The sequence below is a fragment of the Nocardia miyunensis NBRC 108239 genome (genome assembly GCF_001613065.1).
Taxonomy (GTDB): domain Bacteria; phylum Actinomycetota; class Actinomycetes; order Mycobacteriales; family Mycobacteriaceae; genus Nocardia; species Nocardia miyunensis.
The window spans coordinates 1-25,140 of record NZ_BDBQ01000100.1 but is presented as its reverse complement, the minus strand read 5'-3'; the positions used below and the strand labels follow the sequence as shown (position 1 = coordinate 25,140).

Here is a 25,140-nt window from a genome sequence, read left to right as displayed (position 1 = left end):
CTCACTGCGTGTCGCCAAACCTAACAGCTTTAGATTTATTCCGCAATACCCCGGCAAGCTCCCCATACTGGCTATCCGAACGCATGAAAATGACACCCACACAACATCTTTCGTGTGAGTGTCGTTCTCCCCGGCAGTGGCTCAGCCGGTAGGTTCCGTGTCCTTCGCATACAGGTGGCGATCGGCCGCCGCGGCGATGCGCGCATCGTCGTATCCGGCCACCTCGCGCAGCACCCGCTCGGTGTCGGCACCGGCCCGGGGCGGCAGTGCGGGGGCGAACTTCTCCCCGGCCACCCGCACCGGACTCACCACGAATTCGAGCTCACCCACCCCGGCGTAGTCGACGCGATAGGTGTTGTCCCTGGCCCGGAAGTGCGGATCGTCGAGCATCTCGGTCACGGTGTTGACCGGACCCCCGGCGATGCCGTGCTCGAGGAACAGCTCCACCCATTCGTCCCGGGTGCGCTGGGCGAAGATCTCCCGCAACTCCCGCCACACGTGCTCGGCCCGCTGCGGCGCGCCCTCGTCGGCGCTGGTCAGATCCACCTCGACCAGATCCTCGCGGCCGACGGCGATCAGGAAGTTCCGCCAGAACTTCTCCACGTGCGAGCCGAACAGCACGGCCTTGCCGTCGCTGGTCCGATACGCCTCGAGCCGCGGCCAGTCCGGCAAGCGCCCGTCCGGCAACCAGGTCGGCCGGTGCATCGAGCGTTCCCGGTTCAACTCCGCGTCGGACAGATCCGGCATCCAGGCCGCCGCCACGTCGATACCGGAAACCTCCACTCGGGCACCGACCCCGGTGGCGTTCGCGCGGTGCAGTGCCGCCAGCAATCCCATCGCCCCGTACGCTCCGAGTGCGTACATCGCGATGGGCGGGCTGGTCGAACCGGCGATCCCGGTCATCGGCGGCTCGTCGGGCGTGCCGACCTCGCGCAGACCGGCGTACCCGTCGAAAACCGGTCCACCGGTACCCAGGCTGCGATACGGCCCGTCGGTGCCCATCCCGGATACCGTGCACAGCACGATCTTCGGGTTCACCTCCCGCAGCCGATCGAATCCGATGCCGAGCCAGTCCAGGTAGCCGCCGCGCATGCCCTCGATCACCGCGTCGCAGGATCGGGCCAGGTCCATGAATGCCTGTTTGCCCTCGTCCGAGCGCAGATCCAGGGCCACCGACCGCTTCCCGCGGTTCCACCGCAGATGCATGAACGACGGGCCGTCCGGATCGCCGATCGCGCGGCTGCCGCCCACCCGCACCGGATCGCCCAGCGGTCCGGATTCGACCTTGATCACCTCCGCGCCGAGATCGGCCAGGTGCCCGCCGAGCGAGGCCGGGGCCAGCTGTGCCACCTCGAGCACGCGTACGCCGTTCAGCAGGGAGAATCCACTCATCCGACGACCTCTTTCAATTCCTTCGAAATATTGTGCGTCTGTTCAGGTTTCAGCTCGATCCACAATCCTTCGGCCTCCACCAGCAGGACGTCGCCGTGGTGCAGCGTCCCGTACATGAACCGTTTGCGACCCTGCTGTTCGACCAGGCGCGCGGCCAGTGTCAGCTCGGTGTGCAACGGCGTGGGGGCGCGGAAGGAGACCTCGAGCCGGGCGGTGCGGGCCCACGGGCGGTGGTGGTTGGCCAGCCGCGCCATGATCTCGTCGAAGATCAGCGGGGCCACACCGCCGTTCATCGCGTAGCGGCCCGAGTGGAAACGCTCGACCCGCACCCGCCCGATCGCGGTGGTGTCGGTGATCCGGTCCAGCTGGATCGGCGGGGCCAGGGCTTGGCCGTGCCCGGCGCACTCCCAGCGTTTACCCGAGATCTGCTCGTCCTCGTCGACCTCGAATTCGGCCATGGCCGTGGCGATCTCACGCAGTCTCGCGGCCGACTCGGCAGCCGCGCGCGGCGTCGGCTTGCTTCGCGCGACCGCCTCCTGAGCGGCTCGCAGCGCCTCGATCAACTCGGTGTACTCGTCCTGCGCGGCGATGGTCGGGACGAACGGGTCCGCCCAGGTCGGATTCCAGATATCGGCGCTCATACCTCACCCGTGGTCTTCGCGGCCGGCCTGTTCGCGAAGAAGGTCGAGAACATATCGCCGATCGCCTGCTGTTCGAGCGTCGAGCGCACGGCCGCGTTCTCGTGCTCGTACCGAGCGCGCAGACTGTGGCCGGGGCCCTCGAGCAGTAGTCGTTTGATCTGCCGCAGCCCCTCGGGCGGTTGTGCGGCAATCTCTTTCGCGATTCGCACCGCCGCCTCGCCCACATCCGGCTCGTACCGGCTCAGCAGGCCCATCCCGTAAGCCTCCGCGCCGGGCACAGCCCGTGCGGTCATCAGCAGGTCACGGATGTGCGCGCCGCCGATGAGAGCGTCCAGCAACCAGCTCAGATTCACGCCGCCGTATCTGGCGGCGCTGACCGCCATGGTGGTTTCCGGACCGCCGACGCGCAGATCCGAACACGCCGCGTACATGGTTCCCGCGCCGTAGGCGAGGCCGTGGACAGCCGCCACGGTCGGTTTGGGGAAGCTCAGATACCGCCACAGCATGTCCTCCCGCTCGGCCATCGAGGCCCGCGCGAGTTCAGGCGGCATCGCCTCGAGCTCCTTGAGGTCGTACCCGGCGCAGAACGCCCGCTCGCCCGCACCCGCCAGGATCACCACGCGGATCGAATCCTCTTGCGCGGCATCGGACATCGCGGTGTCCAGTGCGCGTTGCAGGGCGATCGAGATGGCGTTGTGCGCGTGTGGGCGATCGAACGTCAGCCGGAGCACGCCGGGGGCCGGGGTGTCCCGGCGCAGTTCCTCCTCGGCCATGACCCGCTACCGGGCCGCGACCGGCTGGGCGGCCCGCTCGGACTCGAGCCGCGCGACGTCATCGGCGACCATCTTGTGAAAAACCTGTCCCGGCAATTCGTTTCGCCCGTAGATCAGCTCCTCGACCTGACCGTGCGCCGCGTTGTCGGTGATCGTCTTGGTGACGAACCAATCCTCGGCGTGCAACGTCTCCATCAGCAGATCCCAATTCTTCTGCAGGATCCGCTCCTCGCGCGGCGTCTGCGGCTTGCTCGGGGACAGCAGGCGGATGGTGCAGTAGCTGACGTTGGGATCCTGCGCGTCCGGCACGATCGTCCAGATCTCGAAGTGGTTGGGCTCGGTCACCAGCATGGTCCCCGGATAGATCGTGTAGTTCGCCAGCGAGTAGTCCCGCACGTCGAACGAATCCGGGTCGGCGTCGCGCACCTCGGTAATCGCCTTGCGCGCCACCACGAGTCGCCACGAGCGGCCGACCGGATCGAAGGCGGTGATATTGCCCTCGAGGTAGTTGCACACCGTCTTGGTGTGCAACTGGCACAGGTGATACGAATCCTGCACCCCGTCCACGGCGATCTTCCAGTTCATGTCCAGCCGCCAGGTCTCCTTGCGCACCTGATATGACCCGCCCATCCCCGTGTCGGCGACCTCCGCGTCGTGCTTGTCCCCCAGCACCGCGGCGATGTCGAGGGTTTCGCCAACGGTCGGCACCACCCAGACCAGTCCGTGCCGGACCTCGCACGGGAATTCGACCAGGCCGTACTCGCCGCGATCCATCCCGTCGAACCCCTCGGCGTGCGGCATCCCGCGCAGCGAGCCGTCCTTGCCGTAGGACCAGTTGTGATACGGGCAGGCGAACACGCGCTTGCAGCCGGACTCGGAGAATTCGACTTTGGCCCCGCGGTGCCGGCACACGTTGGAGAACGCCTTGACGCTGCCGTCGCTCTGCTTGACCACCAGCAGCGGTGTCCCGATCAGCTCGGTGGTCAGGAAGTCACCGGCCTTCCGCAACTCGTCGACGTGCGCCACGATGTGCGGGAATCGCCGCACCACCGCTCGTTCCTTGTCCGCCAGCTCGGGATCGTCGAATACCGAAAATGACACGCGGAGAAGGTCTTCCGCGTAGTCGGTGGTGTTGTTGTCCACGTGGGCGATGAGCCGCTGCGTGAGCCTGATCTTCTCGTCGCGCTCCATCATCCGAGAGTGGCACACGAGACAATGGTTGTCTAGTGTCTTATCTAAAGCTTTTCGATTTCCCGACTACTTGGTATCGTGTTTCGGTGACTGCACACGGCACGCACATCGAGCTCCCAGCCGATACCCGATCGGCCATCCTCGCCGCGGCCGAGTCCTGTTTCGCCCGCCTCGGCATCGCGAACACCACCATGGAGGACGTCGCCAAGGCCGCGTCGAGTTCGCGCGCGACGGTGTATCGCTACTTCGCCGACCGTGACGCGCTGGTGACCGAATCGGTGGTCCGGCGCGCCCGCGCGAACATGGATTCCGCCCGCGAGTTCATCGCCCGGCACCCGACCATCTCCGAGCGCATCGTCGAGGGCATCTGTGAGGACGTACGCCGCGGCCGACGCGATCCGATGATGCACCGACTGGTCTCACCTGCGGAAATGGTGCTGGCCGCGCGCCTGCTCACCGAGACCGGCCGCGCGGTCGAGCTGACCTACGAACTGTGGGAGCCGATTCTCACTCGGGCGCGCGCCGCGGGCGACATCCGCGCCGATCTCGACATCCGGCTGCTGTGCGAGTGGATCTCGGAGCTGGAGATGTACTACATCGCTCGCGGCTCGACCCGTGAGGCCGAGGACCTCGATACGGTCCGCGCGCGACTACGTACATTCCTGCTTCCCGCACTGCTCCCCTGACTCGTCCGCGACGGTCCGACGTGGCTGGATCGATGCCCCCGATCGAGCGAATACGGTCCGCGACCGCCGACCGAGAAGTACGCTCCCTAACCTATGATCGATAGGTTAACCAATCTGGTCGACCACCGCGTCACTCCCGGGAGGCGTGTCATGACGCCGAAGCGCAACACCCGATCCGGCCGCCGAGCCTCCGGTCGCCGCACCCGTTTGCGCACTGCGCTCGCGATCGGAGCCGCGGCCGCGAGCATCTGCGTCGGCACATCGCCTGCCCTCGCGCAATCGCCGCAATATGGTCCGCCACAATCGAATTGGGAATCAGCGGTGGCGTATTCGGTGTCCGCACCGGAAGCGCTCCCGCCCGGCATGAACGACTTCGGCTGCCACCCCACCTCGGCCCATCCCAGGCCACTGGTCCTGATCAACGGCGCATTCCTGAACGCCTACGCGAACTGGGCGATGTACTCACCCCGGCTGCACGCGGCAGGTTATTGCGTCTTCGGCCTGGATTACGGCGGACCGGCAGGCGGACCGTTCCACCAGATGGGCGATATGCGCGCTTCCGCCGCGGAGATCGGCCGGTTCATCGATCGGGTCCGTGCGGCCACCCACACCGATCAGGTCGATCTCGTGGGCTATTCCGAGGGCGGGCTGGCACCGCTCTACTACCTCAACGTGCTGGGCGGCTCACCGCGGGTGCACACCATGATCAGCCTCGACTCGCCGGTGCGTGGTTTGAGCGGCTATGGCGTGCTGGCCGAACTGTCGGCTCTCCCGGGTGGCCCGCAGGCACTCGGCTCGGTCCTGCCGGCCGCCGCGGACGGTGCAGCGGGTTCGGCCTTCGTCAGCGAAATGTCCCGCAACGGCTTCACCCGCCCGAGCCTCCGATACGTGAGCATCACCTCCCGTGCCGACCTGGTCGTCACCCCCGGCGAAGCCCGCCTGCCCGAAGCCCCCAACGTCACCAACGTCATCACCCAGGACTCCTGCCCGCAGGACCAGGTCTTCCACGGTTCGGTGATCTACGACGACATCACACTGCAACTGGTCCTCAACGCACTGGACCCGCAGCACGCCGTGCCGCCGATATGTCACGTTGTCCTGCCACTCGTCAACTGAATCAGGACTGTTCGATTTCCCGGATCTCCCGGAAACGCGCTCACCCAGCTGGGTCGAGACGTTCCGAGCCGGGGTCGCACAGTGCGGCCTCATGAACGAGCGTTCACAGTCCTCCACCTGCTCGAGGAAATCCGGATATCGAACCAGGGTTCGCCCGCGGATATCCGAGGCTCGGTGAGTTGCTCGCCACGGTTCCGATCGGCGGCGGCGGGTTCCTGCCCGTCCCAGACGCGCCGGGCATCAGGATCCATCGTCGACATGTTCGTGGCCGGGATCCGTACCGCCCATGGTACGAACTCCGACCGCGAACTGCCTTACCGGCGTGGCTTACCGCGACGGTTTCACTTCGGGGCGGTGGCGCCGTCCAAGGCGTTGCCGATGCCGCCGATGTCGGTGATGGTCCAGTTGTCGTGGCTGTCCAGGGTCAGCTGATAGGTCGCGGTCGACTGGATGCCCTCGGGGGCCTGGCTGTTCTTGGTCAGCACGCTGACGAAGCAGTCCACGGAGTAGATGCCGTTGTTGTCCGAACGCACCTTGGCCGCAACGGGTTTGGCCGTGGACACCCACTGCAGCGGGGTGATGATCTGCTCCATCGAACCCGCCGCCTGGGTCAACCGGTTGGACAGTTCCGGGCTGGTGCCCTTGGTCAGGCGCGAGCGCCAGGAGGCCAGATCTTGGAAGTTCATCTCCGCGGCGGCGGTGGCGTAGTCGAGTGCGACCTGTTCGGCGTGCGCGGTCCCCGCCTGCTCCGCACGCCCGGCGGCGATCTGATCGGACTTGTCGCTCAGCTGCCAGCCCAGCACCGCGACCGCGACGGCCAGCGCGAGGACCAGCGCGCCGACGACAACGGTTTTCAGCTGGATCGAAGAGTTCCCCGTCCGTCGTCCACGCCGCAGCGCGGCGGACAGCGCCTTGGAACGACGGCGCGACTCGTCCGCGACGGGCGCGGATTCCGTGGTGCCGCTGGATGATTCGGTGTCGGGATCGGTGGCGGATTCGGGGTCGGTGCGCACGGAAGTGGAGCGGTTCATGGAAGCCTTCTTCGAACGGGGATGGTCAGGGAAATCGCTGTCGTCGCGGAGCAGGGGCTACCTCCCCGGTGGTCGCAGGTGCACGGTGATCGCGTCGCCCGAGGAGGTCGAGGCGATCGCGTTGTCCAGCAGCCGCCCGACATCCACCGTCGACATCGACGCCGCCCCGGCCCGCACGCCGGGCAGCAGGTCCACGCCGAGGGTGTGCAGATCTTCGGAACTCTTGTCCAGGAACGCCTGCAACTGATCGATCAGCGGGGCGGCCCCGTCGCGGATACCGGTCAGCGGGCCGAAGGACGCGGCGAAGTCGATCCCGCCGAGCACATCGTTGAATCCCGACCCGAACTGCGCCAATTGCGGTGTGGCCCCGGCGAGGTCGGCGGGGACGGTACCGGTGCCTTCCAGCAGCGGCTGCAACTTCGTCAGCAACTGCGTCAGGTTGTCCGATCGCCGGGTCAGGGTCTGGGCGAGCAGCTGGCCCGCACGCGACAGGTCGTTCAGGACATACGAATCATCGGGCAGCGCCACATCGACGGTCCGGAAGATCTCCCGGACCCGATCGGGCTCGATCTGCTCGAGCATCCGGGTCAGCCGGGCCGACAATTCCTGGAATGTGGTCGGCACGACCACATGGGCGGCGGGCACGGCCGCCCCGTTCGTCAGGTATGGGCCGGATTCGGTCGCCGGAAGCACCGCCAGATATGCCTCGCCCAGCGCCGAGAGATTGTCGACCCGGAAACTGCTCTCCGACGGGATGCGGTAGCCATCGTCGTAGTTCCAAGCGATCTTCACCTGGTCCGGCGTGGGGTCGATACCGGTGACGTGCCCGATCGCGACGCCGCGCAACAGCACCCGGGAGCCGACCACCAGGCCGTTGGTGTCGGGAACCGACATACTGGCGGTGCGAACGTGTTGCAGCAGACCGGTATCCAGGCCGATGTGGTTCAGATACACGAACGAGGACACGGCCAGCGCCGCCATGCCCGCGACGGATGCGATTGTCTTCAGGCTCATTTCACCGCTCCCAGCATGCGCAGCAGATTCTGGACGTCCCCGACGATCTGGTCCCCCTTGTCCGTCTCGATCGAGCGGATGTCGACCGAGGGATTCTGCGCGAACGGCAGCAACGTGGTGCGCAGGAAGTCCGACACCTTCGCGGTATCCGCGGGTGCGCGGTCCCAGATGCCGCGGCCGACCGCGCCGGTCTCGGCCAGGGAATTCAGCATGGGCACCATCCACAGCCCGCCCTCGTACACGCTGCCGACCGAGGGCAGGATCTGGCTGATGTAGGACACGATGTTGACCGCCGTGCGACGCCAGTAGTGCACGGTCGGTTGCCCGAACAGCGTTGCCAGGGTCTGCCCCCTGGCGTCGATCGAGGCGCCGGTCGCGCTGAAACCGTTGAGCATGCGGTCGATCTCATGGGTGTCACCGGACAGATCACGCATGTCCCCGGCGACGACGTTCGCCAGCCGCTGCACGTTGCGAGGCTTGGGCATGACGGTATTGATCCCGGTCATGGCGTTCTCGATCTGCTGGATGCTGCCGCCGTTGACGAAATACGCCATGACCGCCATGGTGTCCTCGAGCTGCGGCGGCGAGCTGGTGTGATCGACGCTCACCGTGCCTCCGGGCGGCAGGTAAGGGCCCTGCACCACCGGCCCGTGATCGAGCGCGATGTAGGTATCACCCAGCAGGGTGTTCTGGCGGATGACCGCGCGCACGTCGGCGGGGATCTTCGTCCCCTCCTTGACCTCGGCGCTGACGTCGACGATTTTCCCTGCGACGGTGAGCTTCTCGACCTGCCCGACGCGCAGTCCGTCCATCATCACATCGGCTCCGGTGGGCAGATTCATGGTGCTGGCGAACTGCATCCCGAGCTGATAACCCGCCCCGACGCCGCCGCGGACCGAAGGCAGATCGTCCGGGCCCACCGCCGAGCACGCGCAGGTGGCCAGCAGGCTGCACCCGAGCACCGTCGCCACGGCGCCGGTCTTCCATCGTGTGGTCGTCTTCATCGTTGACCTTTCGCGAGCACCATGTCCAGCAGTCCCGTGACCGGCACCCGCACATGCCCCTGAACGGTCGAGCAGCTGCCGGGACGCGTACGGTTCGCCTCCTCGCACAACTCGGGAGCCACCGGGGAATCGGCCTGGACGGTCGGCGGGCGGTAGTCGATCACCATCCCGCCGTTGCCCGTCGACTGCTGCCGCAGTGTCGCGGCGATCGACGGAATCGAATCCAACAGTCCGGCAATGTCTTTCGATCGGCTGGCGGCCAGGTGGACGGCATCGGCGACCGGGCCCTGCAACAGTGGCCAGAGCAGGTCGCCGTTGTTGGTCTGCACATCGTGCAGCACGTTCACCAGCCAGCCGACGCCCACGCAGACGTCCACCACACCGGGCCACAGATCGATCCCCGCGCCGACGACCTCGGGCATCTGATCCAGGATGGATTTCATCGCGGGCCACCGCTGTAGCGCGGCGTCGGTCAGCGGTGCCATGTTCTGGATGATGGATCCGATATCGGCCATCAGCCTGTCCGGGCTCTGCGCTGCCGCGGAGGCGTGCAGCATCATCGACCGCGCGTTGTCGCCCTGCCCGCGCAGCGCCTGTTCGAAGCCGGACACGGCCTTCTGGAAGCTCTCCCGGTTGTCGTCCGGACTCAGCGCGTTGATGAAATCCGCTGCCGAGCCCGCGATTTCGGAGATGCTCTTGGGCGTGAAGCTGTGCTCCTCCGGAATGCACTGCCCGGCAGCGAGTTCCGGGCCGGTTCGATAGTTGCCCACCAGTTCCACACTGCGGTCGGCGAGGATCGACTTGGAACGGGTGACCGCGCGGACGCCGACGGGGAACCGCCGACCGCCGTCCAGGGTGAAACTCACCTCGACGTGATCGCCCCGCGGTTGGATCCGGTCCACGCGGCCCACCTGCAATCCCATCTGGGTCACCGGATTACCCGCGTACAGGCCCACCGCGTCGGGCATCTCCGCGCAGAACCCCGAATGCGATTGCGGGCCTTCCGGATCCACGACGGCGAAGCCAAGGCCGCCCACCAGTGCGAGTGCCAGCACCCCACCGGTGCCGATCAGATACTTCCTCCGAATTGTCATCTCAGCACGTCCGCCCGGGAAGAGGAACACAGATATTCGAGGCCAGCACGGTGCCGCCGGCGATCGTCGCCAAACCCTGCGGGGTCAGCCATGCCGCGAGCTGGGCGCGCAGTCCCTGTAGTTTGTCGATAGCCGGGCCCATATTCGCCTGGAAACTCTCGATCGACTTACGCACCTGGTCCACCGCGCCGTGCACCTGATCCTTGTGGTCCAGGTAGAACTTCATCTCCGGCTGCACCCGCATCAGGACGTCACCCAGCAGGGCATAGGCTTCGTTGAACCCGACGTGCGCGTTGTTGTAAGTGGATACGACCAGATCGATTTGACGGATCAGGTCGAACACGAAATCCCGGCTGCCGTTGAACGTCTTCATGTACTCCGAGGCCAGACCGGTGATCTGCTCGACCTGCGTGCGCTGGCGGTCCATCACGGCCGAGATGCTGTTCATCCCGGCGATCAGCGACCCGACCGACGTCGAATTGTGTTGCAGCGCTTCGGCGACCTGATCGATATTGGCGTTCACGGTGCCGCCCTGCACCTGGTCGGTCACATGCGGTGCGGCCTGGAGCACGTCACCGATCGAATACGGGACGCTGACGTGGTCGACCGGGATCACGCGCGAGCCCAGCGGCGAATCACCCAGTGGCACAACAGTTACCGCGTAACCGCCGACCGGGGTGAGCATGCGGACCTCGACGCGCGAATCGTCGCCGATCAATGTGTCGTCCGAGACCTGCGCCTCGACCAGTACGGTATCCGGCTGGAAGGACACCTTGGTCAGCTTGCCGACGGTGATCCCGGCGACCCGGACTTCCTCGCCCGTCGACAGCGTCGAGGCGTCGGTGGTCTGGAACGATACCGTGCGCTGCCCGGCGGGATGGATGTAGAACAGGGTGGTCGCGCCCAGGGCGGCGACGGCGGTGACCACGACCACCGTCCCGAGCAGAATCTCACTGGCGGTCACCCGCCGAATCAGAGCGCCCAGCGCACCGCGCCACGGCCCGCTCGTCATCACTTCCGGCATACCACGACCTCGCTCCCGTTCAGCAAAACCTTGACCTCCGTGGGCAATTGGGCGATCCCATGACTGCAGTTCATCGCTGCGGGCGCGGCCGACGTCTGCGGCAATTGCAGCCCGGCGAACGTCACCGGCAGCAGCCGCAGCGCCTCCGCGGCCTGCGGCAGCGAGGCGAACGCGTGGCTGAGTATCTTGTCGACATCCACACCGCGCGCGAAGCCGAGCTCGATGAGCAACTGGTGGACCGGGGTGAGGAATTCGGGTCCGAATTTCGCCGTCTTCGGGAATTGGCTCAGCACGGTCATCGCCTTGGCGATCGGAAAACTCAGCGATTTCATGAATTCCATGACCTCCGGCGACTTTCCGCCCATCGAATCGGAGATCCGCAAGAGATTCGTGACCAATACGGAGATGACCTGTTCCCGGTCGTGCGCGAGATCGGTGAGCCGCTGCACGCTGTCGAGCATGGGCGCCAGACCCGATCCGTCGCCCTGCAACAGGGTGATCGCGTTCTGCATGAAGGTATTGATCTCGTTGGTGCTCATCGTGCTCAGCACCGGTTGCAGACCGTTGAACAACTGGGTGATGTCGAACGAAGGCCGGGTCCGATCGGTGCCGAGCTTGTGGACCGGGTGGCCCGGCCGGTCCGGCTCCTGCAGATCCACATATCGGATCCCGGTGAGGTTCTGGTACTTCACGGCCAGCACCGAGTTGTCCAGCAATCGGTACGGATGCTCGAGCGAGAAACTCACCTCGGCGATGCTCGCGCCGTTCTTCCGGATGAGCTTGATCGCCGAAACCTTCCCTACCCGAACGCCTTTCGTGCGGATATCGCCGTTGACGTGCAGGCCGGACGCATCGGTGAACTCGGCGGTGTAACTGTCGGTGTCACCGTGCACCGGATTCTTGATGGCGCTGAGGATGATCGAGAACAGTACGACCGCCACGACCGCGGCGACGCCGAGCTTGCCCAGCGTGACGAACAGTTTGGTGCGTGGGCTCATCGGTGTTCCTCCCCGGCCGGTGCGGTCGGAATTCCGGTCAGCGCCAGCGGCGTGGCGAACATCGGCAGATCGTCCACGACGATGCGCAGACTCAGCGTCTTGTGCCCGTTGCTGCCGCGGAAGGCCGCGTTGTACCGGTCGATCAGTGTCATCAGCTTGTCGGGAGCCTTGCCGCCGCCGAGCATGTGCGGCATGGCGTCACCCATCGCCTGCACGAGCTGGGTAACCGGGGTCAGCTGCGACCCGTGCGAGGCGAGCAAGTGACCGGCCTTGCCGAACAGGCTGTTGGCCGCCAGTCCCAGACCCTCGTCGGTCTTGTCCATGAACGCGTCGTCCACGCCGACCGAACCGTCGGGCCGACGATTGTAGGAACTGTTGTACACGTTGTAGAGGGCGTCGACCGCCTGATCACCGAAAGCCGGTAGGACAGCGAGGATGTCGTCGGCCCGGCGCATCAGTTCGGTCGGCATCGTCTGCTGGGTGGCGGCCACCCGATCGGCCAAGATGATTCCCGATTGGATGAGCGGGGTCAGCCCGTCGGTGTACCGCACGACCTTGTTCAGGGTGGTCACCATCGACTGGGTCAGCGTGCCGTCGACCGCGACCGAACCCTTCTCCAGCATCGTGGACATGGTGAAGTCACCGGCGGGCGTCTTGTCCAGCGTGCTGCCGGACACCAGCCGATTCCCCTCGGGGTGGGCGATCAGATCGACCGCGCTGATGCCGAAATAGTTCTGCGGGCGGAAATCCAGGTCGAAATCGTCGGTCAGGCGCGCGGAGATGCCGGACCGCAGTTGCAGGCTCATCCGCACCGTGCCCGGATCGGTCTTCTCCAAGCCGGTGACCTCACCGATCTCCGCGCCGTGCAGAATCACCTTCGTCCCGGTGCCGACGCCCGGACCGACATAGGGCACTTGAACATTCAGCGCCAGGCCGGACGGCTCGTGGTAGGTCGGGTACACCCACATCGTGGCCGCCAGCACGACGGCGACCGTGGCCGCGACCCCGGCGGCCGCGATGTTCACGATGCGTTTCTGATCGCGGTCGGTGCCGCGCAGGAAATCCTGATTGCGTGTCTTGGCCATCGCCCTATCCTTTGAAAACCAGCAGGGGGCTCAGGCCCCAGATCACCACTGTCATCGCGAAATTCAGCACGACGATCGCCACCAGGCTCGCCCGGATCGCCCGGCCCGACGCGGCGCCGACGCCCGCGGGCCCGCCGGAGGCGAAATAGCCGTAGTAGCAATGGATCAGCGTGACCACCGCGCAGAACGACACCGCCTTGATCACCGAGGCCCCCAGATCCGGCCAGCTCAGGAACTGCGCGAAATAGTGGTCGTAGGTGCCGTGCGGCTGATGGTGGAAGACCTTGACGATGATCCCGCCGGTGAAGAAGGCGACCACCAGCGCCATCAGATATCCGGGCAGCACCACGAGCATGCCGCCGATGAGCCGGGTGCCCACCACGAACGGAATCGCCCGCAGCCCCATGGATTCGGTGGCGTCGATCTCCTCGGAGATGCGCATCGCGCCGATCTCGGCGGTCATCCGGCAGCCGGCCTGGGCGGCGAAGCCGATGCCGGTGATGATCGGGGCGATGACGCGAATATTGCCGAAGGATCCGATGATTCCGGTCAACGCGCCGAAGCCCAGCAGATCGAAGGCCATGAACGCCTCGATCGCCACCACCGCGCCGACGGCCACGCCGAGGAAGAACATCAGGCTGACCACACCGCCGTCGACGATGAGCGAGCCACTGCCCCAGGCCATGTTGTTCATCGTCTTGACGGTCTGTTTGCGATAGTGGCGAACGGTGACCGGCAGCAGCGCGACGGTCTTGACGATGAACACGGCCACTTGGCCGATCTCCCCGACCATGTCGCTCACGCTGCGCCCGATTGCGCGAAGCGGGCGAGCGGCCAAGGCGGGCAACGCATTCGAGTAGTTCGAAGGTGTACTCATCATCACGCCAATCGCGCCGGGAAGAACATCATCTGCAGCTGACTGATCAGCAGATTCGTCATGAAGATGCAGAACACGCTCAGCACGACCGAGGCGTTGACGGCGTTCGCCACACCCTTCGGGCCGCCCTTGGCCTCGAGACCGCGCAGGCTCGCGATCAACACCACGATGGCGGCGAAGACCAGCGATTTGAGCACCGAGAACGCCAGATCGGTCGGGGTGGCGAACGCGCCGAAGGACTGCCAGAAGCTGCCCGGCACAACGTTGTTCACGTTCGCCGAGATGACCAGGCCCGCGAAGACGCCCGCGCCGACGATGATGATGATGCACAGCACCGGGGCGATCACGATCATCGCGACGAAGCGCGGCATCACCAGGCGTTCGATCGGGTCCACGCCCATCACCCGCATCGCATCGATCTCCTCGCGGATCGAGCGGGCGCCCAGGTCCGAGGCGATCGCGGAGGCCGCCGCGCCGCTCATCAGCAGACCGGCCGCCATCGGCGCACCCTGGCCGACGACGCCCAGGCCGCTGGCCGCGCCCGCCAGCGAGTTGGCCCCAACCTGATTCATGATGCCGCCGACCTCGACCGACACCTCCGCGCCGATCGGTATCGCCATCAGCAGCGCGGGCAGCGCGGTCACCTTGAGCAGCAACCACATCTGGTCGACCAGCTCGTACACCGGCATACGCAGCCGCACGGTGTCCACGACCGTGTAGCGCACCACCGCGGCGGTCAGATGGGCAGACCGGCCCAGGGTTGCCAGGCTGTCGCGCGGCGCTCGCCGCAGATGTGCCACCACCCGTTGTATGCGGGACGGCGTCACCGGTGGCGACTCGTCGAGACGATCGTGCGATGGACCGCCGGGGCCGGATACTGCGTGGGCGATCATCGGTGCCTGCGTGATACTCATCGGTGGCACCTCCCTCCATGGATGTCGGCGCATGCGACAGCTGCGCCGCTCTAACCGATTTCTGGTGCTGATTGTGTGCGGAATTCCCGGCAGTGCGCCCAGGCGTCACCGACGGTGAAATTACTTGCTACGCAACGGATTTATAGAACCGAATACCGATTTCTCATGCGCCGCGTGATCGGCGCCGCGCCCTGCGCAGATTCGAGGGCCGGAAGAACGATCGCAGTATTCCCGATCGGTTCGGCGACATTGCCTTCGAGCGTCATTGTTCGATACTCCGATTTCACGAGACCGCATTCGCTCGCGCAGTACGGCGAGCGGTGGAGCCACCGGCACTCCCGGAATACCGACCCGGCACATCGGTTGTGATCCGAATCTCCCTGAGGCGCACCACGTGTCGTGGCTCACATAGAACATACTTCGTTTTACGCGTTACGTCAATCGTCTTTTGTAACGCAGCCTGCTCGACGGTTCAGCGATCCGCCAGGTCCGAGACCGCATGGCCCACACCGAAACTCGCCTCCACCGCAGTGCGAGCCGCGGGGGTGAGCGTGTGCAGCATCTCGCGCACCCGGTTCTGGCGGCGGGTCACCGCCTGCCGGAACGGCATCCCGGGAGTGGCCTGCATCTGCGGGATGATGCCCTCGATCTCATCCACCCCACCCGCGTGATGACCGGCATCGACCAGCGCCTGTTCGCGCTCTATCTGCGCCTCGTCCTTCTCCTCGGACATGCCGATCGGGCCGACCATGCGGCCGTTGAGGAACTGCTTCACCACGGGCTCGTCGGAGGTCAGCAGTACCTCGCGCGGTCCGAACATGACCAGTTCACGGCGGAACAGCATCCCGATATTGTCCGGCACCGTGCGCGCGAGATTGATGTTGTGCGTGACGATCAGGAACGTCGCATCGATCTGCGCGTTGATATCCAGGAACAACTGACTGATGTAAGTGGTGCGCACCGGATCCAGGCCCGAGTCCGGCTCGTCCACGAGAATGATCTCCGGATCGAGCACCAGCGCACGCGCCAGCCCGGCACGCTTGCGCATCCCACCGGAGATCTCGCCGGGCAACTTGTCCTCCGCACCGAGCAGACCGGTCAACTCGAGCTTCTCGAATACGATCCTTCGGATCTCGGACTCGTTCTTGCGGGTGTGTTCGCGCAGCGGGAACGCGACATTGTCGAACAGGCTCATCGAGCCGAACAGCGCACCGTCCTGGAACAGCACGCCGAAGAGCTTGCGGATCTCGTACAGCTGCGACGTCGAGCACTGCATGATGTCGGTGCCGTCGACGTGGATCGATCCACACTCCGGACGCAACAGACCGATCAGCGATTTGAGGAACACCGATTTGCCCGTCCCCGAGGGACCGAGCAGGACACTGACCTCCCCGGGCGGCAGCGTCAGGCTGACTTCACGCCAGATCGTCTGGGCACCAAAGCTTTTGGTGATTCCGGCAGTGCTGACTTCGACGCCCATGTTCTCTCCTCGGCCGAGCATGCGCGCATGGACCAGCGCGCCAACGGACAACCAGCTCGGCCTGGCCGGCAGAGCCGGAACCGCGAACGAGCTGTGATACAAACTACGGTAGACGTCAGACGTCAGACGTTAGACGGATCACACAATTCGTGCAATGATATCTCTCAGCTTTCGATCAGCGAAGGCTTTCGAACAAGCCCGGGCTACCAACTCTGCGGAGCCGGGCGGCGCAGCTGCCCGAACCATGCTGGCCTACAGGCGAATCTGCGATCCCAGGGAGTTATCCGATGCGATCACATCGTCGTGCGCAGTCGAGAAATACGAATCGATCCACGCCCGCGCGCCCAGCGGCCCTGGTCTCCGCGCTCGCGGTCACCGGACTGCTGGTCGCGGGATCCTCGAGCGCCGGGAGCGAGCCCGCGCCACCGCCGACCCGGAGCACCGCGAGCCCGGAATTCACTGCGCTGCAACGCGATCTCCGTGCGAAGCCGAGCGGTCCCGCGCTGGTGCCCGCGGTCGTGCCGACGCTGCGCCCGCACCCGGCCGCCCAGGAACCGAGCACCCAACCCGATGACGCACCACCGGTGCAGCCCGTCGCGGCTACCCCCGCCGACGCAGCCACACCCGCGCCCGGCAGTGCGGCCGCCGCGATCCCCGAACCGGTGCTGGCCGCGTACCGCAATGCCGAGCTGATTCTCCGACAAACACAGCCCGGTTGCGGTCTCACCTGGAATGTCCTGGCCGGTATCGGCCGGATCGAGTCCGGCCACGCGCGCTCGGGCAATGTCGACGCACACGGCAGAACGGTGTCACCGATTCTGGGTCCGGCACTGGACGGAACCCTGCCCGGCAATGAGATCATCCGGGCCACAAGCGGTTACGTCCGCGCCATCGGGCCCATGCAGTTCCTGCCGAGCACCTGGCAACGCTGGGCCTCCGACGGAAACGGCGACGGCATCACGGATCCGAACAATATCTACGATGCCGCACTCGCCGCCGGACGATATCTGTGCGCGGACGGCGCGAACCTCAGCGATCCGCAACAACGCCTGAACGCGGTCCTGCGCTACAACCACTCGATGGCCTACGCGTCGAATGTGCTGACCTGGTCGCGAATCTACGCAGGTACGCAAGCCGGTCCCGCCGATGTCGTTCCGTCCGTACCCGAGACGTCGACCGTCGGACCGGACGACGGCGCGGCGGCATCACCCGATGAGCACGTCCAAGCGGTCGTAACCTCGAACCCCAAGCCCGGCAACGCATTCCCCACACCGGCACCGATGATCTATATCCCGGGACTTCCCCCGATTCCCTGTGGCATCCTCTGCCCTCCGCCACCTTCTGGTCGGTAAATGGCCGTCCGCTTCATCAGCAAGCTGTCCCTTGCGAGACGATGGTCCCGGTCGGACCTGCACCATGGGTGCCGCCCAGGACCCGATCACCGGATCGGTCGTCCCACGGGTGCGTCGGGTCGAGTTTGCGGGCCTGTGGTCCGTTGGAGAGATTCACCGCGAGCGAGTTCTGGCGGGCGGTTCCGCACCGGGTCGACGCTTCACGGCCTGCTGCGTCGCGAGGGCGGTCACAGCGAATCGGCGATGTCCGGACATCCTCTGCCCCAACAGGATTCACCGTATTGCGCGGCGGTGGCCCCCTCATATCGGCCACCGCCCACACCCGTGCGAGACCGGCGCGCCAGCCGGGCCGGTCATCGCGATCGGAGCACGCGGGTAGAACTCACTTGCCCGCGAAGGCGGGAACCTCGTCCCACTCCCCGATCTGATAGCACGCGTGCGCCTCCTCCTGCTCGAAGGACAACATGCGGCACAGCCGGACCGCGCCGTGATCGTCGGGGTCGATCCGCATCAGCACCACTTGCGCGCCGGTATCGGCGAGTTCGCGCAGGGCGGCGGTGATCAGCGCCTCGCCGAGTCCGCCGCCGCGGATCTCCGGGCCCACGATCAACGCACGCACCCACGCCGCACGCAACTCCAGGTACCGCACCTGCCGTGGTTCGAACCAGACTGCTCCCGCTGGACGATCGCTGCCTGCCGAGGCGATCACCACCCGGCCGGTGCGATCGGCGAACTCGGTGCGGAACTGTTCGAACTGCGCCTGGATCAGGCCTTCTCGCGCGAGCGCGTCGCGCACCTTCGCCACGATCGCGTCGTCGGTGAGGTCCATCGGGCCCGCGACGGATATTCCGCCGGGAAATTCGGCCGGGGCCAAGGGTGTCGCGAACGGCCCGGCCAGGTGCCGCGCCATCGTCCACAGCCGGGCGATCGGTTCGATGCCGAAACGGCGGGTCAACCGCTCGGAGGCGGGGTGGCTGCCGTACGCCCAGCAACGCAGCGATCCCGCGCCCAGCCCACACCACCCCTCGGGGGCGGTCACGTCCAGCCCGAGTTCCTCGACCAGCAGGGTCGTGATGCCGCGTGAGCGGTAGTCGGGATGCACGGTGTACCGCACGGTCCCCTGCCCCTGGGCGTCGATCGACAGATGCAGATAGGCCACCAGCACCATCGGCGCGTCGTCGCGGATGCTCAGATCGCGCCGCGCCTTGATCGGCAGATGCCACACCGACTGCTCGGCGGTGGACACCGACTCGATGTCGCGCCGCTCCACGACCGAGAACCCAGCTTCCTCGTCGTACCGCGCGGCGGCCTCGACCAGCGCCGCCGCCTCGGCACGATCCTCGTCGCCGAGTCGGCGACACCAGGTGTAGTCGATCATCGTCTGCCCTTCCTATATGCCGCCGGTTTACAGATAAACCTACATGAGTTAGATTTAAGAAGCTATATTTACAGCTCAGGACGTTACACCGAGTGCATCAATACGCCTCGGACCATGCAATTCGATATTGGAGACAGCCCATGACCGAGGTCGGCGCCCCGCGCGAGGAACGGATCCGTCGCGCCCTGACACACCTGCGCAACGACACCACCGACGAGTTCGGCCATGTCACCTGGTTCGAGCCCAAGGAGTTCACCGATCCGACCGTCGCCCAGCACGAACGCGACCTGATCTTCGGCCGGGTGCCCTCGATCGTCGCGCACGGATCCGAGATCCCCCGCGCCGGTGACTTCTTCACCCTGCAGATGCCGCGCAACAAGGTCATCGTCGTCCGCCAGCGGGACGGCGGCGTGAAGGCCCTGGTCAATCTGTGCCGTCATCGCGGGGCCCTGCTGGAGAAGGAGGAGAAGGGCCGGTGCCGGCTGTTCTCCTGCCCGTATCACCGCTGGTCCTACGATATGGACGGCAGCCTGCGAACCATCACCCGCGACAACACCTTCGGCGAGCCCGAGCGCGAGACGCTGGGCCTTATCGAACTGCCGACCGAGGAACGTCACGGCTTCATCTGGGTGGTCGACGAGGCCGACGCCGAAATCGACGTCGCGGCCTGGCTCGGCCCGGAGATGGACGCCATCCTGGGCTCCTACGATCTGGGCTCGAAGGTCTGCGTGCAGGCCGAGGGCTTCGACGAGCCGGTCAACTGGAAGATCATGCAGGACGCCTTCCTGGACGGCTATCACATCCAGTACGCGCACCCCAACACCGCCGCGAAGCACATCCACACCAATGTGATGGCGTTCGACGACTTCGGGCGGCATTGCCGGTTCATCGCCCCGCGCAAGTCGATCGATCGCTGGATCGAGGAGGATCCGGGCGAGCGCAGCCTGGCCAACGACGTCACCGAGACGCATTTCCTGCTGCCCAACAGCACCCTGCTGCGCCAGCCCGACCACTTCCAGCTGCTGACCTTCCGGCCGCATCCCACCGAACCGCAGCGCAGCCGCATGGAGATGCGCCTGATCGTCCCGCCGGTCGAGCAGACCACCATGACCGAGGAGAAGTGGACTCGGCTGTGGGACAAGAACTGGCAGATCCTGCTCGACGTGCTGCACGCCGAGGACTTCCCGCTGCTGCGGGACTCCCAGCGCGGCATGACCAGCGCCAGCGCGGGCCGAATGGTGCTGGGGCAGAACGAAGTTGCCAACCAGGTCTTCCGCCGGGAGACCCAGAGACTGCTGACGCAGAAATGACCACGCCGCGCAGGCTTACCCGCCTGGGCACAGGAGGAGTGCAGTGAAAACAGATTTGTTCGAGTCCGACCACGAGCTGTTCCGGCAGACCGTCCGCGGCTTCGTCGAACGCCACGTCATCCCGAAGATGGAGAAGTGGGACGCCGACCGCCTCATCGATCGCGACACCTGGCTGGCGGCGGGTCAGCAGGGCCTGCTGGGCCTGGCGGTGCCGGAGGAGTTCGGCGGGCCCGGTGAGACCGACTACCGGTTCCGGGTCGTGATCCAGACCGAGATCGCCCGGGTGGGCGCGTCGGCGTTGCAGTCGGGCTTCTCCACCAATGACGACATCGTGCTGAACTACCTTCTGCGGCACGCGAATTCCGAGCAGAAGAGCCGCTGGCTGTCCGGTTTCGTCACCGGCGAGACCATCGGCGCGATAGCGATGACCGAGCCGGGCGCGGGCAGCGACCTGCGGGCGGCACAGACCACCGCGGTCCGCGACGGCGACGAGTGGGTCATCAATGGTTCCAAGACGTTCATCACCAGCGGCATGCTGGCTGATCTGGTCATCGTCTTCGCGGTGACCGATCGCGATCTGGGTTCGCGCGGCTTCAGCCTCTTCGTCGTCGAGGACGGCACTCCCGGCTTCACCCGCGGACGCAAACTCGACAAGGTCGGCCTGCACGCCCAGGACACCGCGGAACTGTTCTTCGACAATGTCCGCATCCCGGCCGGGAATCTGCTGGGCGAGGTCGGCGGCGGATTCGGCTACCTGATGCAGAGCCTGCCGCTCGAGCGTCTCGGAATCGGCATCGCCGGACAGGTTTCCGCCGAGGCGGTCTTCGATTGGACGCTGGACTACGTCAAGGACCGCCGGGCGTTCGGCAAGCACATCGGCGAGTTCCAGGGCCTCGGGTTCACCCTGGCCGAATTGCAGACCTCGATCGAGGTGTCCCGCGCCTACATCGATCGCTGTGTGCGCGAATACAATTCGGGCACGCTGACCGCGGTCGACGCGGCCAAGGCCAAGCTCTGGGGGTCCGAACTACAGGGCAAGGTGATCGACGCCGGTGTCCAGATGCACGGCGGATACGGCTACATGATGGAGTACCCGGTCGCCAAGGCCTACATCGACGCCCGCATTCAGCGCATCTACGGCGGGACGAACGAGATCATGAAAGAGATCATCCATCGCGATCTCATGCGCTCCTGACAGCACGGCCGGCGCGGTCGCCCGCGCCGGCCATTCCCCTCGTGCCGAAATGTATTTCGTATCCTCACCCGCGCTCGCCGGGCGCGAGCGCACCCGCGTGCACACCGGCGGCGGACAGCATCTCACCGATGTCGACGAATTTCACCCGGGGACGACCGCCAACGCGACCCGCCCGGCGTTCGGCCGCATCGATGGCTTTCCACTCGCGCGCGCCCAGGCGTTCCGGTCGCCGCTGCTCGAGCACGGCGTCCAGTTCCGCGCGCGAGCGGTCCGGAGTCCGGAGCCGACCAGCGGCGAAGTCCTCCAGCAGAGCACGCACGGTCTCCTGCGAGCAGTACCGGTTGGTGCCGATCACCCCCGACGGACCGCGTTTGATCCAGCCCGTCACATAGGTTCCCGGTATCGGATCGGCTCCGTCGGCATCGAGCACGCGGCCGTCGCGGTGCGGGATCGTTCCGTCGGAGTCGCGGAAAGGCAAGCCCGGCACCGCGATCCCGCGATAGCCGACCGAACCGAACACCACACCGCACGGCAGCACCTCGGCAACGCCGATCCGCCCTTGATCGGTCCGGGTGAATTCGACCGCGTCGACGGCACGCTCACCGCGAAAGCTATTGGGCCGCAGGAAGTATCGGAATTCGATGCGGCGATCGCCGGAACTCGCGGCACGTTCGGCCAATTCCCTGGCGACCTGGCTCTTGTGCCGGATCACCGAGTCCAGCCCGTCCGTGTCGAGCGGCGAATCGGCTTCGCGGATACGAACATCCACTCCCCCGACCTGTCCCAGGCCCAGCAGTTCGGGAGTGGTGAAGGCCGCGTGCTCGGGTCCGCGCCGTCCCACGACGACGACCTCGCGAATCCGGCTGGCCGCCAACGCATCCAGCGCGTGATCGGCGATATCGGTGCGCGCCAGCGCGGCGACGTCGGTGACCAGGATGCGGGCCACGTCGAGTGCGACATTGCCGTTGCCGATCACCACCGCGCGCTCGCCGGACAGGTCGAACACCCGGTCCGCGTGGTCGGGGTGGCCGTTGTACCAGCCGACGAAGTCGGTCGCGGTGTGCACACCGGCCAAGTGCTCGCCCGGTATGCCGAGGGTGCGCCCTTGCGACGCGCCGGTCGCGTAGATCACCGCGTGGTGGTGATCGAGCAGCTCGGCCGCGCTGATATGCGTGCCGACCTCGACGTTCAGCTCCAGCTTCAGCTGCTTTCTGCCGAGTGTCCGGGCGAAGGCGGTGGCGACCTGTTTGGTGTGCTGGTGATCGGGCGCGACCCCGTAGCGCACCAGCCCCAGCGGGGTGGGCAGCCGTTCGAACATGGTGATCTGGACGTCGATATCGCGACGCGCGGCCAGTTCCTCGGCCGCGTAGCAGGCCGAGGGACCCGATCCGACGATCGCGACCCGCAACGGCCCGCGATCGGTCACCTCGAGACGCGGTTCGGCCGGCACAGGCGGTGCCGCAGGTCGTTCGGTGCCGAAGTACGCGGCGTTGACCTCGAGATACGGTGCGGTCTCCGGCGTGAGATCCCCCGCGGGAACGATCGCGTCCACCGGGCACTCATCGATGCAGGCGCCGCAGTCGATGCAGGTCGCCGGGTCGATGTGCAGCAGTTCCGCGCGTCCGTAACCCTCCTCGCCCGGCCTCGGGCGAATGCAGTCGACGGGACAGACCTCGACGCATCCGGCGTCGTTGCAGCAGGGCTGCGTGATGACGTGTGCCACGGTTTCCTCCGGATCCACGGCTACTCGACCCGACCCACGGGGAGGCTGCCGTTACAGGTGACGCTATTTGTCCATTGTTATACGCTGCGTCGTGGGTCACACGCAATAGCGGAGCGATATTTCCCGGTGCCCTACTGACCACATCCCTTGCGCCGGAAACGATTCCGGCGACCCCGAAGAGAGGAAATCACCCATGACAACCGCAGTGATCGTCGATGCGATCCGTACCGCGTCCGGGAAAGGCAAGCCCGGCGGCCAACTCTCCGGACTACATCCGACCGAACTGCTCTCGGCCGTACTGCGCGGCCTGATCGATCGCACCGGAATCGACCCGGCACTGGTCGACGACGTCATCGGCGGCTGCGTCGGACAGGCGGGCGAACAGGCGCTCAACATCAGCCGCAACGCGGTGCTGGCCGCCGGATTCCCCGAGGCGGTCCCCGCCACGACGATCGACCGCCAGTGCGGCTCGAGTCAGCAGGCCGCCCACTTCGCCGCGCAGGGCGTCATCTCCGGCGCCTACGACATCGCCATCGCGTGCGGCGTGGAATCGATGAGCCGGGTGCCGATGGGCACCCCCAGCATGGGCAAGGACGCCTTCGGTCCCGGCGTCGCTGCCCGGTATCCCGAAGGTCTGGTGGGACAGGGGATTTCGGCCGAGCTGATCGCCGCCCGGTGGAAGTTCGACCGGACCTCCCTGGACGAGTTCTCCGCGCGGTCGCACGCCCGCGCGGCGGCGGCCGACTTCTCCGGCGAGATCCTGCCGATCGCCGTGGGCCCGGACTCGCAGGCCACCGTGGACGAGACCGTGCGGCCGTCCACCGATGTGGCGGGTCTGGCCCGGTTGAAGGCGTCGTTCCAGGACGAGCGCTTCAGCGAGCGGTTCCCGGAGATCGACTGGCGCATCACCCCGGGCAACTCCTCACCCCTGACCGACGGCGCATCGGCCGTGCTGATCATGAGCGAGGAGAAGGCCGCGGCGCTGGGCCTGCGCCCACGGGCCCGGTTCCACAGCTTCGCGGTGAGCGGTAGCGATCCGCTGCTCATGCTGACCGGCGTCATCCCGGCGACCCGCAAGGTCCTGGACAAGGCCGGTCTGAGCATCGATGCCATCGACACCTACGAGGTCAACGAGGCGTTCGCGCCGGTTCCGCTGGTCTGGCAGTACGAGTTCGGCGCCGATCCGGAGCGGTTGAACCCGCGCGGCGGCGCGATTGCGCTGGGCCATCCGCTCGGCGGCTCGGGCACCCGGCTGCTGACCACGATGCTCAACCACCTCGAGCAGACCGGCGGCCGCTACGGCCTGCAGACCATGTGTGAGGGCGGCGGCATGGCCAACGCCACCATCATCGAACGGCTGTAGGACCGGTCGAACGTGCGGGGCACCGAAATTCGACGGCGCCCCGCACCGAGCGGCATTGGTGCGGCCGTGGATGTTTCGACGATTCCGGCCACTGAACGCGGCGCGGCCGCGAGACCGCGAGACGCGGCCTTCGTGAATTCAGCGGGGCGCCATGCGGATCGCGCCGTCCAGGCGGATCGTCTCGCCGTTGAGCATCGGGTTCTCCACGATGTGCCGGGCCAGCGCCGCGTACTCGACCGGATCACCCAGGCGCGAGGGATGCGGCACCTGCGCGCCCAGCGAGACGAGGGCCTCGTCGGGCAGCGACTCGAACAACGGGGTACGGAACAGGCCCGGCGCGATGGTGACGACCCGGATGTTCACGCTCGCCAGATCACGTGCGATGGGCAGGGTCATGCCCACGATGCCGCCCTTGGACGCGGAATACGCGGCCTGACCGATCTGCCCGTCGAACGCGGCGACCGACGCGGTGTTGATGATCACCCCGCGCTCCTCACCA

The 25,140-nt window shown here is 66.3% G+C and carries 23 protein-coding genes; 6 read left to right on the top strand and 17 right to left on the bottom strand.

Translation table 11 applies throughout. The features are described 5' to 3' along the window. Window positions 1–141 precede the first annotated feature (141 nt). From NM2_RS38495 to NM2_RS38480, 4 genes are read right to left on the bottom strand one after another with little or no spacing between them, the layout of a single operon-like run. Window positions 142–1,392 carry a CaiB/BaiF CoA transferase family protein gene (locus NM2_RS38495; protein WP_067680054.1) on the bottom strand — a complete coding sequence of 417 codons (1,251 nt, stop codon included), beginning with the start codon at window positions 1,390–1,392 and terminating at the stop codon, window positions 142–144. Then, complete coding sequence (locus tag NM2_RS38490) at window positions 1,389–2,033, bottom strand: hotdog domain-containing protein (RefSeq protein ID WP_067680051.1); 645 nt, start codon at window positions 2,031–2,033, stop codon at window positions 1,389–1,391. The genes NM2_RS38495 and NM2_RS38490 overlap by 4 nt, the downstream gene beginning before the upstream one ends. Further along, a complete protein-coding gene (locus NM2_RS38485) occupies window positions 2,030–2,806 on the bottom strand; it encodes an enoyl-CoA hydratase/isomerase family protein (protein WP_067680048.1) in 777 nt (258 codons plus the stop codon). Before NM2_RS38485 ends, NM2_RS38490 begins: the two co-directional genes overlap by 4 nt. Before the next feature lie 6 nt (window positions 2,807–2,812). Then, complete coding sequence (locus NM2_RS38480) at window positions 2,813–3,997, bottom strand: aromatic ring-hydroxylating oxygenase subunit alpha (protein WP_067680160.1); 1,185 nt, start codon at window positions 3,995–3,997, stop codon at window positions 2,813–2,815. Between the two features lie 86 nt (window positions 3,998–4,083). On the opposite strand from NM2_RS38480, the gene NM2_RS38475 reads away from it, so the two are divergent. Both NM2_RS38475 and NM2_RS38470 read left to right on the top strand, forming a co-directional pair. Further along, window positions 4,084–4,683: a TetR/AcrR family transcriptional regulator gene (locus NM2_RS38475; RefSeq protein WP_245718423.1), complete on the top strand. Its 600-nt coding sequence runs from the start codon at window positions 4,084–4,086 to the stop codon at window positions 4,681–4,683. Window positions 4,684–5,016: 333 nt separating this feature from the next. Continuing rightward, window positions 5,017–5,799: an esterase/lipase family protein gene (locus tag NM2_RS38470; RefSeq protein WP_169816320.1), complete on the top strand. Its 783-nt coding sequence runs from the start codon at window positions 5,017–5,019 to the stop codon at window positions 5,797–5,799. Between the two features lie 341 nt (window positions 5,800–6,140). On the opposite strand, the gene NM2_RS38465 is transcribed toward NM2_RS38470, so the two are convergent. From NM2_RS38465 to NM2_RS38420, 10 genes are all read right to left on the bottom strand, one after another. Continuing rightward, window positions 6,141–6,830: a hypothetical protein gene (locus tag NM2_RS38465; RefSeq protein WP_245718422.1), complete on the bottom strand. Its 690-nt coding sequence runs from the start codon at window positions 6,828–6,830 to the stop codon at window positions 6,141–6,143. Window positions 6,831–6,887: 57 nt separating this feature from the next. After that, window positions 6,888–7,844 carry an MlaD family protein gene (locus tag NM2_RS38460; protein WP_067680045.1) on the bottom strand — a complete coding sequence of 319 codons (957 nt, stop codon included), beginning with the start codon at window positions 7,842–7,844 and terminating at the stop codon, window positions 6,888–6,890. Beyond that, window positions 7,841–8,848, bottom strand: a complete 1,008-nt coding sequence (locus tag NM2_RS38455) for an MlaD family protein (RefSeq protein WP_067680042.1) — start codon at window positions 8,846–8,848, stop codon at window positions 7,841–7,843. Before NM2_RS38455 ends, NM2_RS38460 begins: the two co-directional genes overlap by 4 nt. After that, window positions 8,845–9,942, bottom strand: coding sequence for an MlaD family protein (locus NM2_RS38450; RefSeq protein WP_067680039.1), 1,098 nt, complete (start codon window positions 9,940–9,942; stop codon window positions 8,845–8,847). Before NM2_RS38450 ends, NM2_RS38455 begins: the two co-directional genes overlap by 4 nt. Before the next feature lies 1 nt (window position 9,943). Next, window positions 9,944–10,966 (bottom strand): MlaD family protein, encoded by a 1,023-nt coding sequence (locus NM2_RS38445; protein ID WP_084531999.1) that lies wholly within the window; start codon window positions 10,964–10,966, stop codon window positions 9,944–9,946. Next, window positions 10,954–11,964 (bottom strand): MlaD family protein, encoded by a 1,011-nt coding sequence (locus NM2_RS38440; protein WP_067680033.1) that lies wholly within the window; start codon window positions 11,962–11,964, stop codon window positions 10,954–10,956. Before NM2_RS38440 ends, NM2_RS38445 begins: the two co-directional genes overlap by 13 nt. Then, window positions 11,961–13,049, bottom strand: coding sequence for an MlaD family protein (locus NM2_RS38435; protein ID WP_067680030.1), 1,089 nt, complete (start codon window positions 13,047–13,049; stop codon window positions 11,961–11,963). Before NM2_RS38435 ends, NM2_RS38440 begins: the two co-directional genes overlap by 4 nt. Window positions 13,050–13,053: 4 nt before the next feature. After that, window positions 13,054–13,842, bottom strand: coding sequence for an MlaE family ABC transporter permease (locus NM2_RS38430; RefSeq protein ID WP_245718425.1), 789 nt, complete (start codon window positions 13,840–13,842; stop codon window positions 13,054–13,056). Window positions 13,843–13,928: 86 nt separating this feature from the next. Further along, the gene (locus NM2_RS38425) at window positions 13,929–14,840 is read right to left on the bottom strand and encodes an MlaE family ABC transporter permease (protein ID WP_245718421.1); all 912 of its coding nucleotides are present in this window, start codon (window positions 14,838–14,840) and stop codon (window positions 13,929–13,931) included. A gap of 472 nt (window positions 14,841–15,312) precedes the next feature. After that, window positions 15,313–16,320 (bottom strand): ABC transporter ATP-binding protein, encoded by a 1,008-nt coding sequence (locus NM2_RS38420; protein ID WP_067680145.1) that lies wholly within the window; start codon window positions 16,318–16,320, stop codon window positions 15,313–15,315. A gap of 287 nt (window positions 16,321–16,607) precedes the next feature. On the opposite strand from NM2_RS38420, the gene NM2_RS38415 reads away from it, so the two are divergent. Beyond that, entirely contained in the window at window positions 16,608–17,672 is a 1,065-nt protein-coding gene (locus tag NM2_RS38415; protein WP_067680024.1) for a lytic transglycosylase domain-containing protein, read from the top strand. Window positions 17,673–18,054: 382 nt separating this feature from the next. On the opposite strand, the gene NM2_RS38410 is transcribed toward NM2_RS38415, so the two are convergent. Further along, the gene (locus NM2_RS38410) at window positions 18,055–19,050 is read right to left on the bottom strand and encodes a GNAT family N-acetyltransferase (RefSeq protein WP_067680020.1); all 996 of its coding nucleotides are present in this window, start codon (window positions 19,048–19,050) and stop codon (window positions 18,055–18,057) included. Between the two features lie 140 nt (window positions 19,051–19,190). On the opposite strand from NM2_RS38410, the gene NM2_RS38405 reads away from it, so the two are divergent. Beyond that, entirely contained in the window at window positions 19,191–20,360 is a 1,170-nt protein-coding gene (locus NM2_RS38405; RefSeq protein WP_067680017.1) for an aromatic ring-hydroxylating oxygenase subunit alpha, read from the top strand. Between the two features lie 43 nt (window positions 20,361–20,403). Beyond that, window positions 20,404–21,555, top strand: a complete 1,152-nt coding sequence (locus tag NM2_RS38400; protein ID WP_067680014.1) for an acyl-CoA dehydrogenase family protein — start codon at window positions 20,404–20,406, stop codon at window positions 21,553–21,555. A gap of 64 nt (window positions 21,556–21,619) precedes the next feature. Here NM2_RS38400 and NM2_RS38395 read toward each other — a convergent pair whose 3' ends face one another. Beyond that, window positions 21,620–23,278 carry an FAD-dependent oxidoreductase gene (locus NM2_RS38395; protein WP_067680142.1) on the bottom strand — a complete coding sequence of 553 codons (1,659 nt, stop codon included), beginning with the start codon at window positions 23,276–23,278 and terminating at the stop codon, window positions 21,620–21,622. A 193-nt stretch (window positions 23,279–23,471) separates the two neighbouring features. Between NM2_RS38395 and NM2_RS38390 the strand changes: the two genes are divergently transcribed. Beyond that, window positions 23,472–24,641: a thiolase family protein gene (locus NM2_RS38390; RefSeq protein WP_067680011.1), complete on the top strand. Its 1,170-nt coding sequence runs from the start codon at window positions 23,472–23,474 to the stop codon at window positions 24,639–24,641. Window positions 24,642–24,779: 138 nt separating this feature from the next. On the opposite strand, the gene NM2_RS38385 is transcribed toward NM2_RS38390, so the two are convergent. Continuing rightward, on the bottom strand, window positions 24,780–25,140 hold a 361-nt coding region (locus tag NM2_RS38385; RefSeq protein ID WP_157121651.1), incomplete at its 5' end, for an SDR family NAD(P)-dependent oxidoreductase.

Bases quoted from the DNA above. Each gene is read 5' to 3' on its own strand.
- NM2_RS38495 (WP_067680054.1), bottom strand. From the start codon at position 1,392: ATGAGTGGATTCTCCCTGCTGAACGGCGTACGCGTGCTCGAGGTGGCA.
- NM2_RS38490 (WP_067680051.1), bottom strand. From the start codon at position 2,033: ATGAGCGCCGATATCTGGAATCCGACCTGGGCGGACCCGTTCGTCCCG.
- NM2_RS38485 (WP_067680048.1), bottom strand. From the start codon at position 2,806: ATGGCCGAGGAGGAACTGCGCCGGGACACCCCGGCCCCCGGCGTGCTC.
- NM2_RS38480 (WP_067680160.1), bottom strand. From the start codon at position 3,997: ATGGAGCGCGACGAGAAGATCAGGCTCACGCAGCGGCTCATCGCCCAC.
- NM2_RS38465 (WP_245718422.1), bottom strand. From the start codon at position 6,830: ATGAACCGCTCCACTTCCGTGCGCACCGACCCCGAATCCGCCACCGAT.
- NM2_RS38460 (WP_067680045.1), bottom strand. From the start codon at position 7,844: ATGAGCCTGAAGACAATCGCATCCGTCGCGGGCATGGCGGCGCTGGCC.
- NM2_RS38455 (WP_067680042.1), bottom strand. From the start codon at position 8,848: ATGAAGACGACCACACGATGGAAGACCGGCGCCGTGGCGACGGTGCTC.
- NM2_RS38450 (WP_067680039.1), bottom strand. From the start codon at position 9,942: ATGACAATTCGGAGGAAGTATCTGATCGGCACCGGTGGGGTGCTGGCA.
- NM2_RS38445 (WP_084531999.1), bottom strand. From the start codon at position 10,966: ATGCCGGAAGTGATGACGAGCGGGCCGTGGCGCGGTGCGCTGGGCGCT.
- NM2_RS38440 (WP_067680033.1), bottom strand. From the start codon at position 11,964: ATGAGCCCACGCACCAAACTGTTCGTCACGCTGGGCAAGCTCGGCGTC.
- NM2_RS38435 (WP_067680030.1), bottom strand. From the start codon at position 13,049: ATGGCCAAGACACGCAATCAGGATTTCCTGCGCGGCACCGACCGCGAT.
- NM2_RS38430 (WP_245718425.1), bottom strand. From the start codon at position 13,842: ATGGTCGGGGAGATCGGCCAAGTGGCCGTGTTCATCGTCAAGACCGTC.
- NM2_RS38425 (WP_245718421.1), bottom strand. From the start codon at position 14,840: ATGAGTATCACGCAGGCACCGATGATCGCCCACGCAGTATCCGGCCCC.
- NM2_RS38420 (WP_067680145.1), bottom strand. From the start codon at position 16,320: ATGGGCGTCGAAGTCAGCACTGCCGGAATCACCAAAAGCTTTGGTGCC.
- NM2_RS38415 (WP_067680024.1), top strand. From the start codon at position 16,608: ATGCGATCACATCGTCGTGCGCAGTCGAGAAATACGAATCGATCCACG.
- NM2_RS38410 (WP_067680020.1), bottom strand. From the start codon at position 19,050: ATGATCGACTACACCTGGTGTCGCCGACTCGGCGACGAGGATCGTGCC.
- NM2_RS38405 (WP_067680017.1), top strand. From the start codon at position 19,191: ATGACCGAGGTCGGCGCCCCGCGCGAGGAACGGATCCGTCGCGCCCTG.
- NM2_RS38390 (WP_067680011.1), top strand. From the start codon at position 23,472: ATGACAACCGCAGTGATCGTCGATGCGATCCGTACCGCGTCCGGGAAA.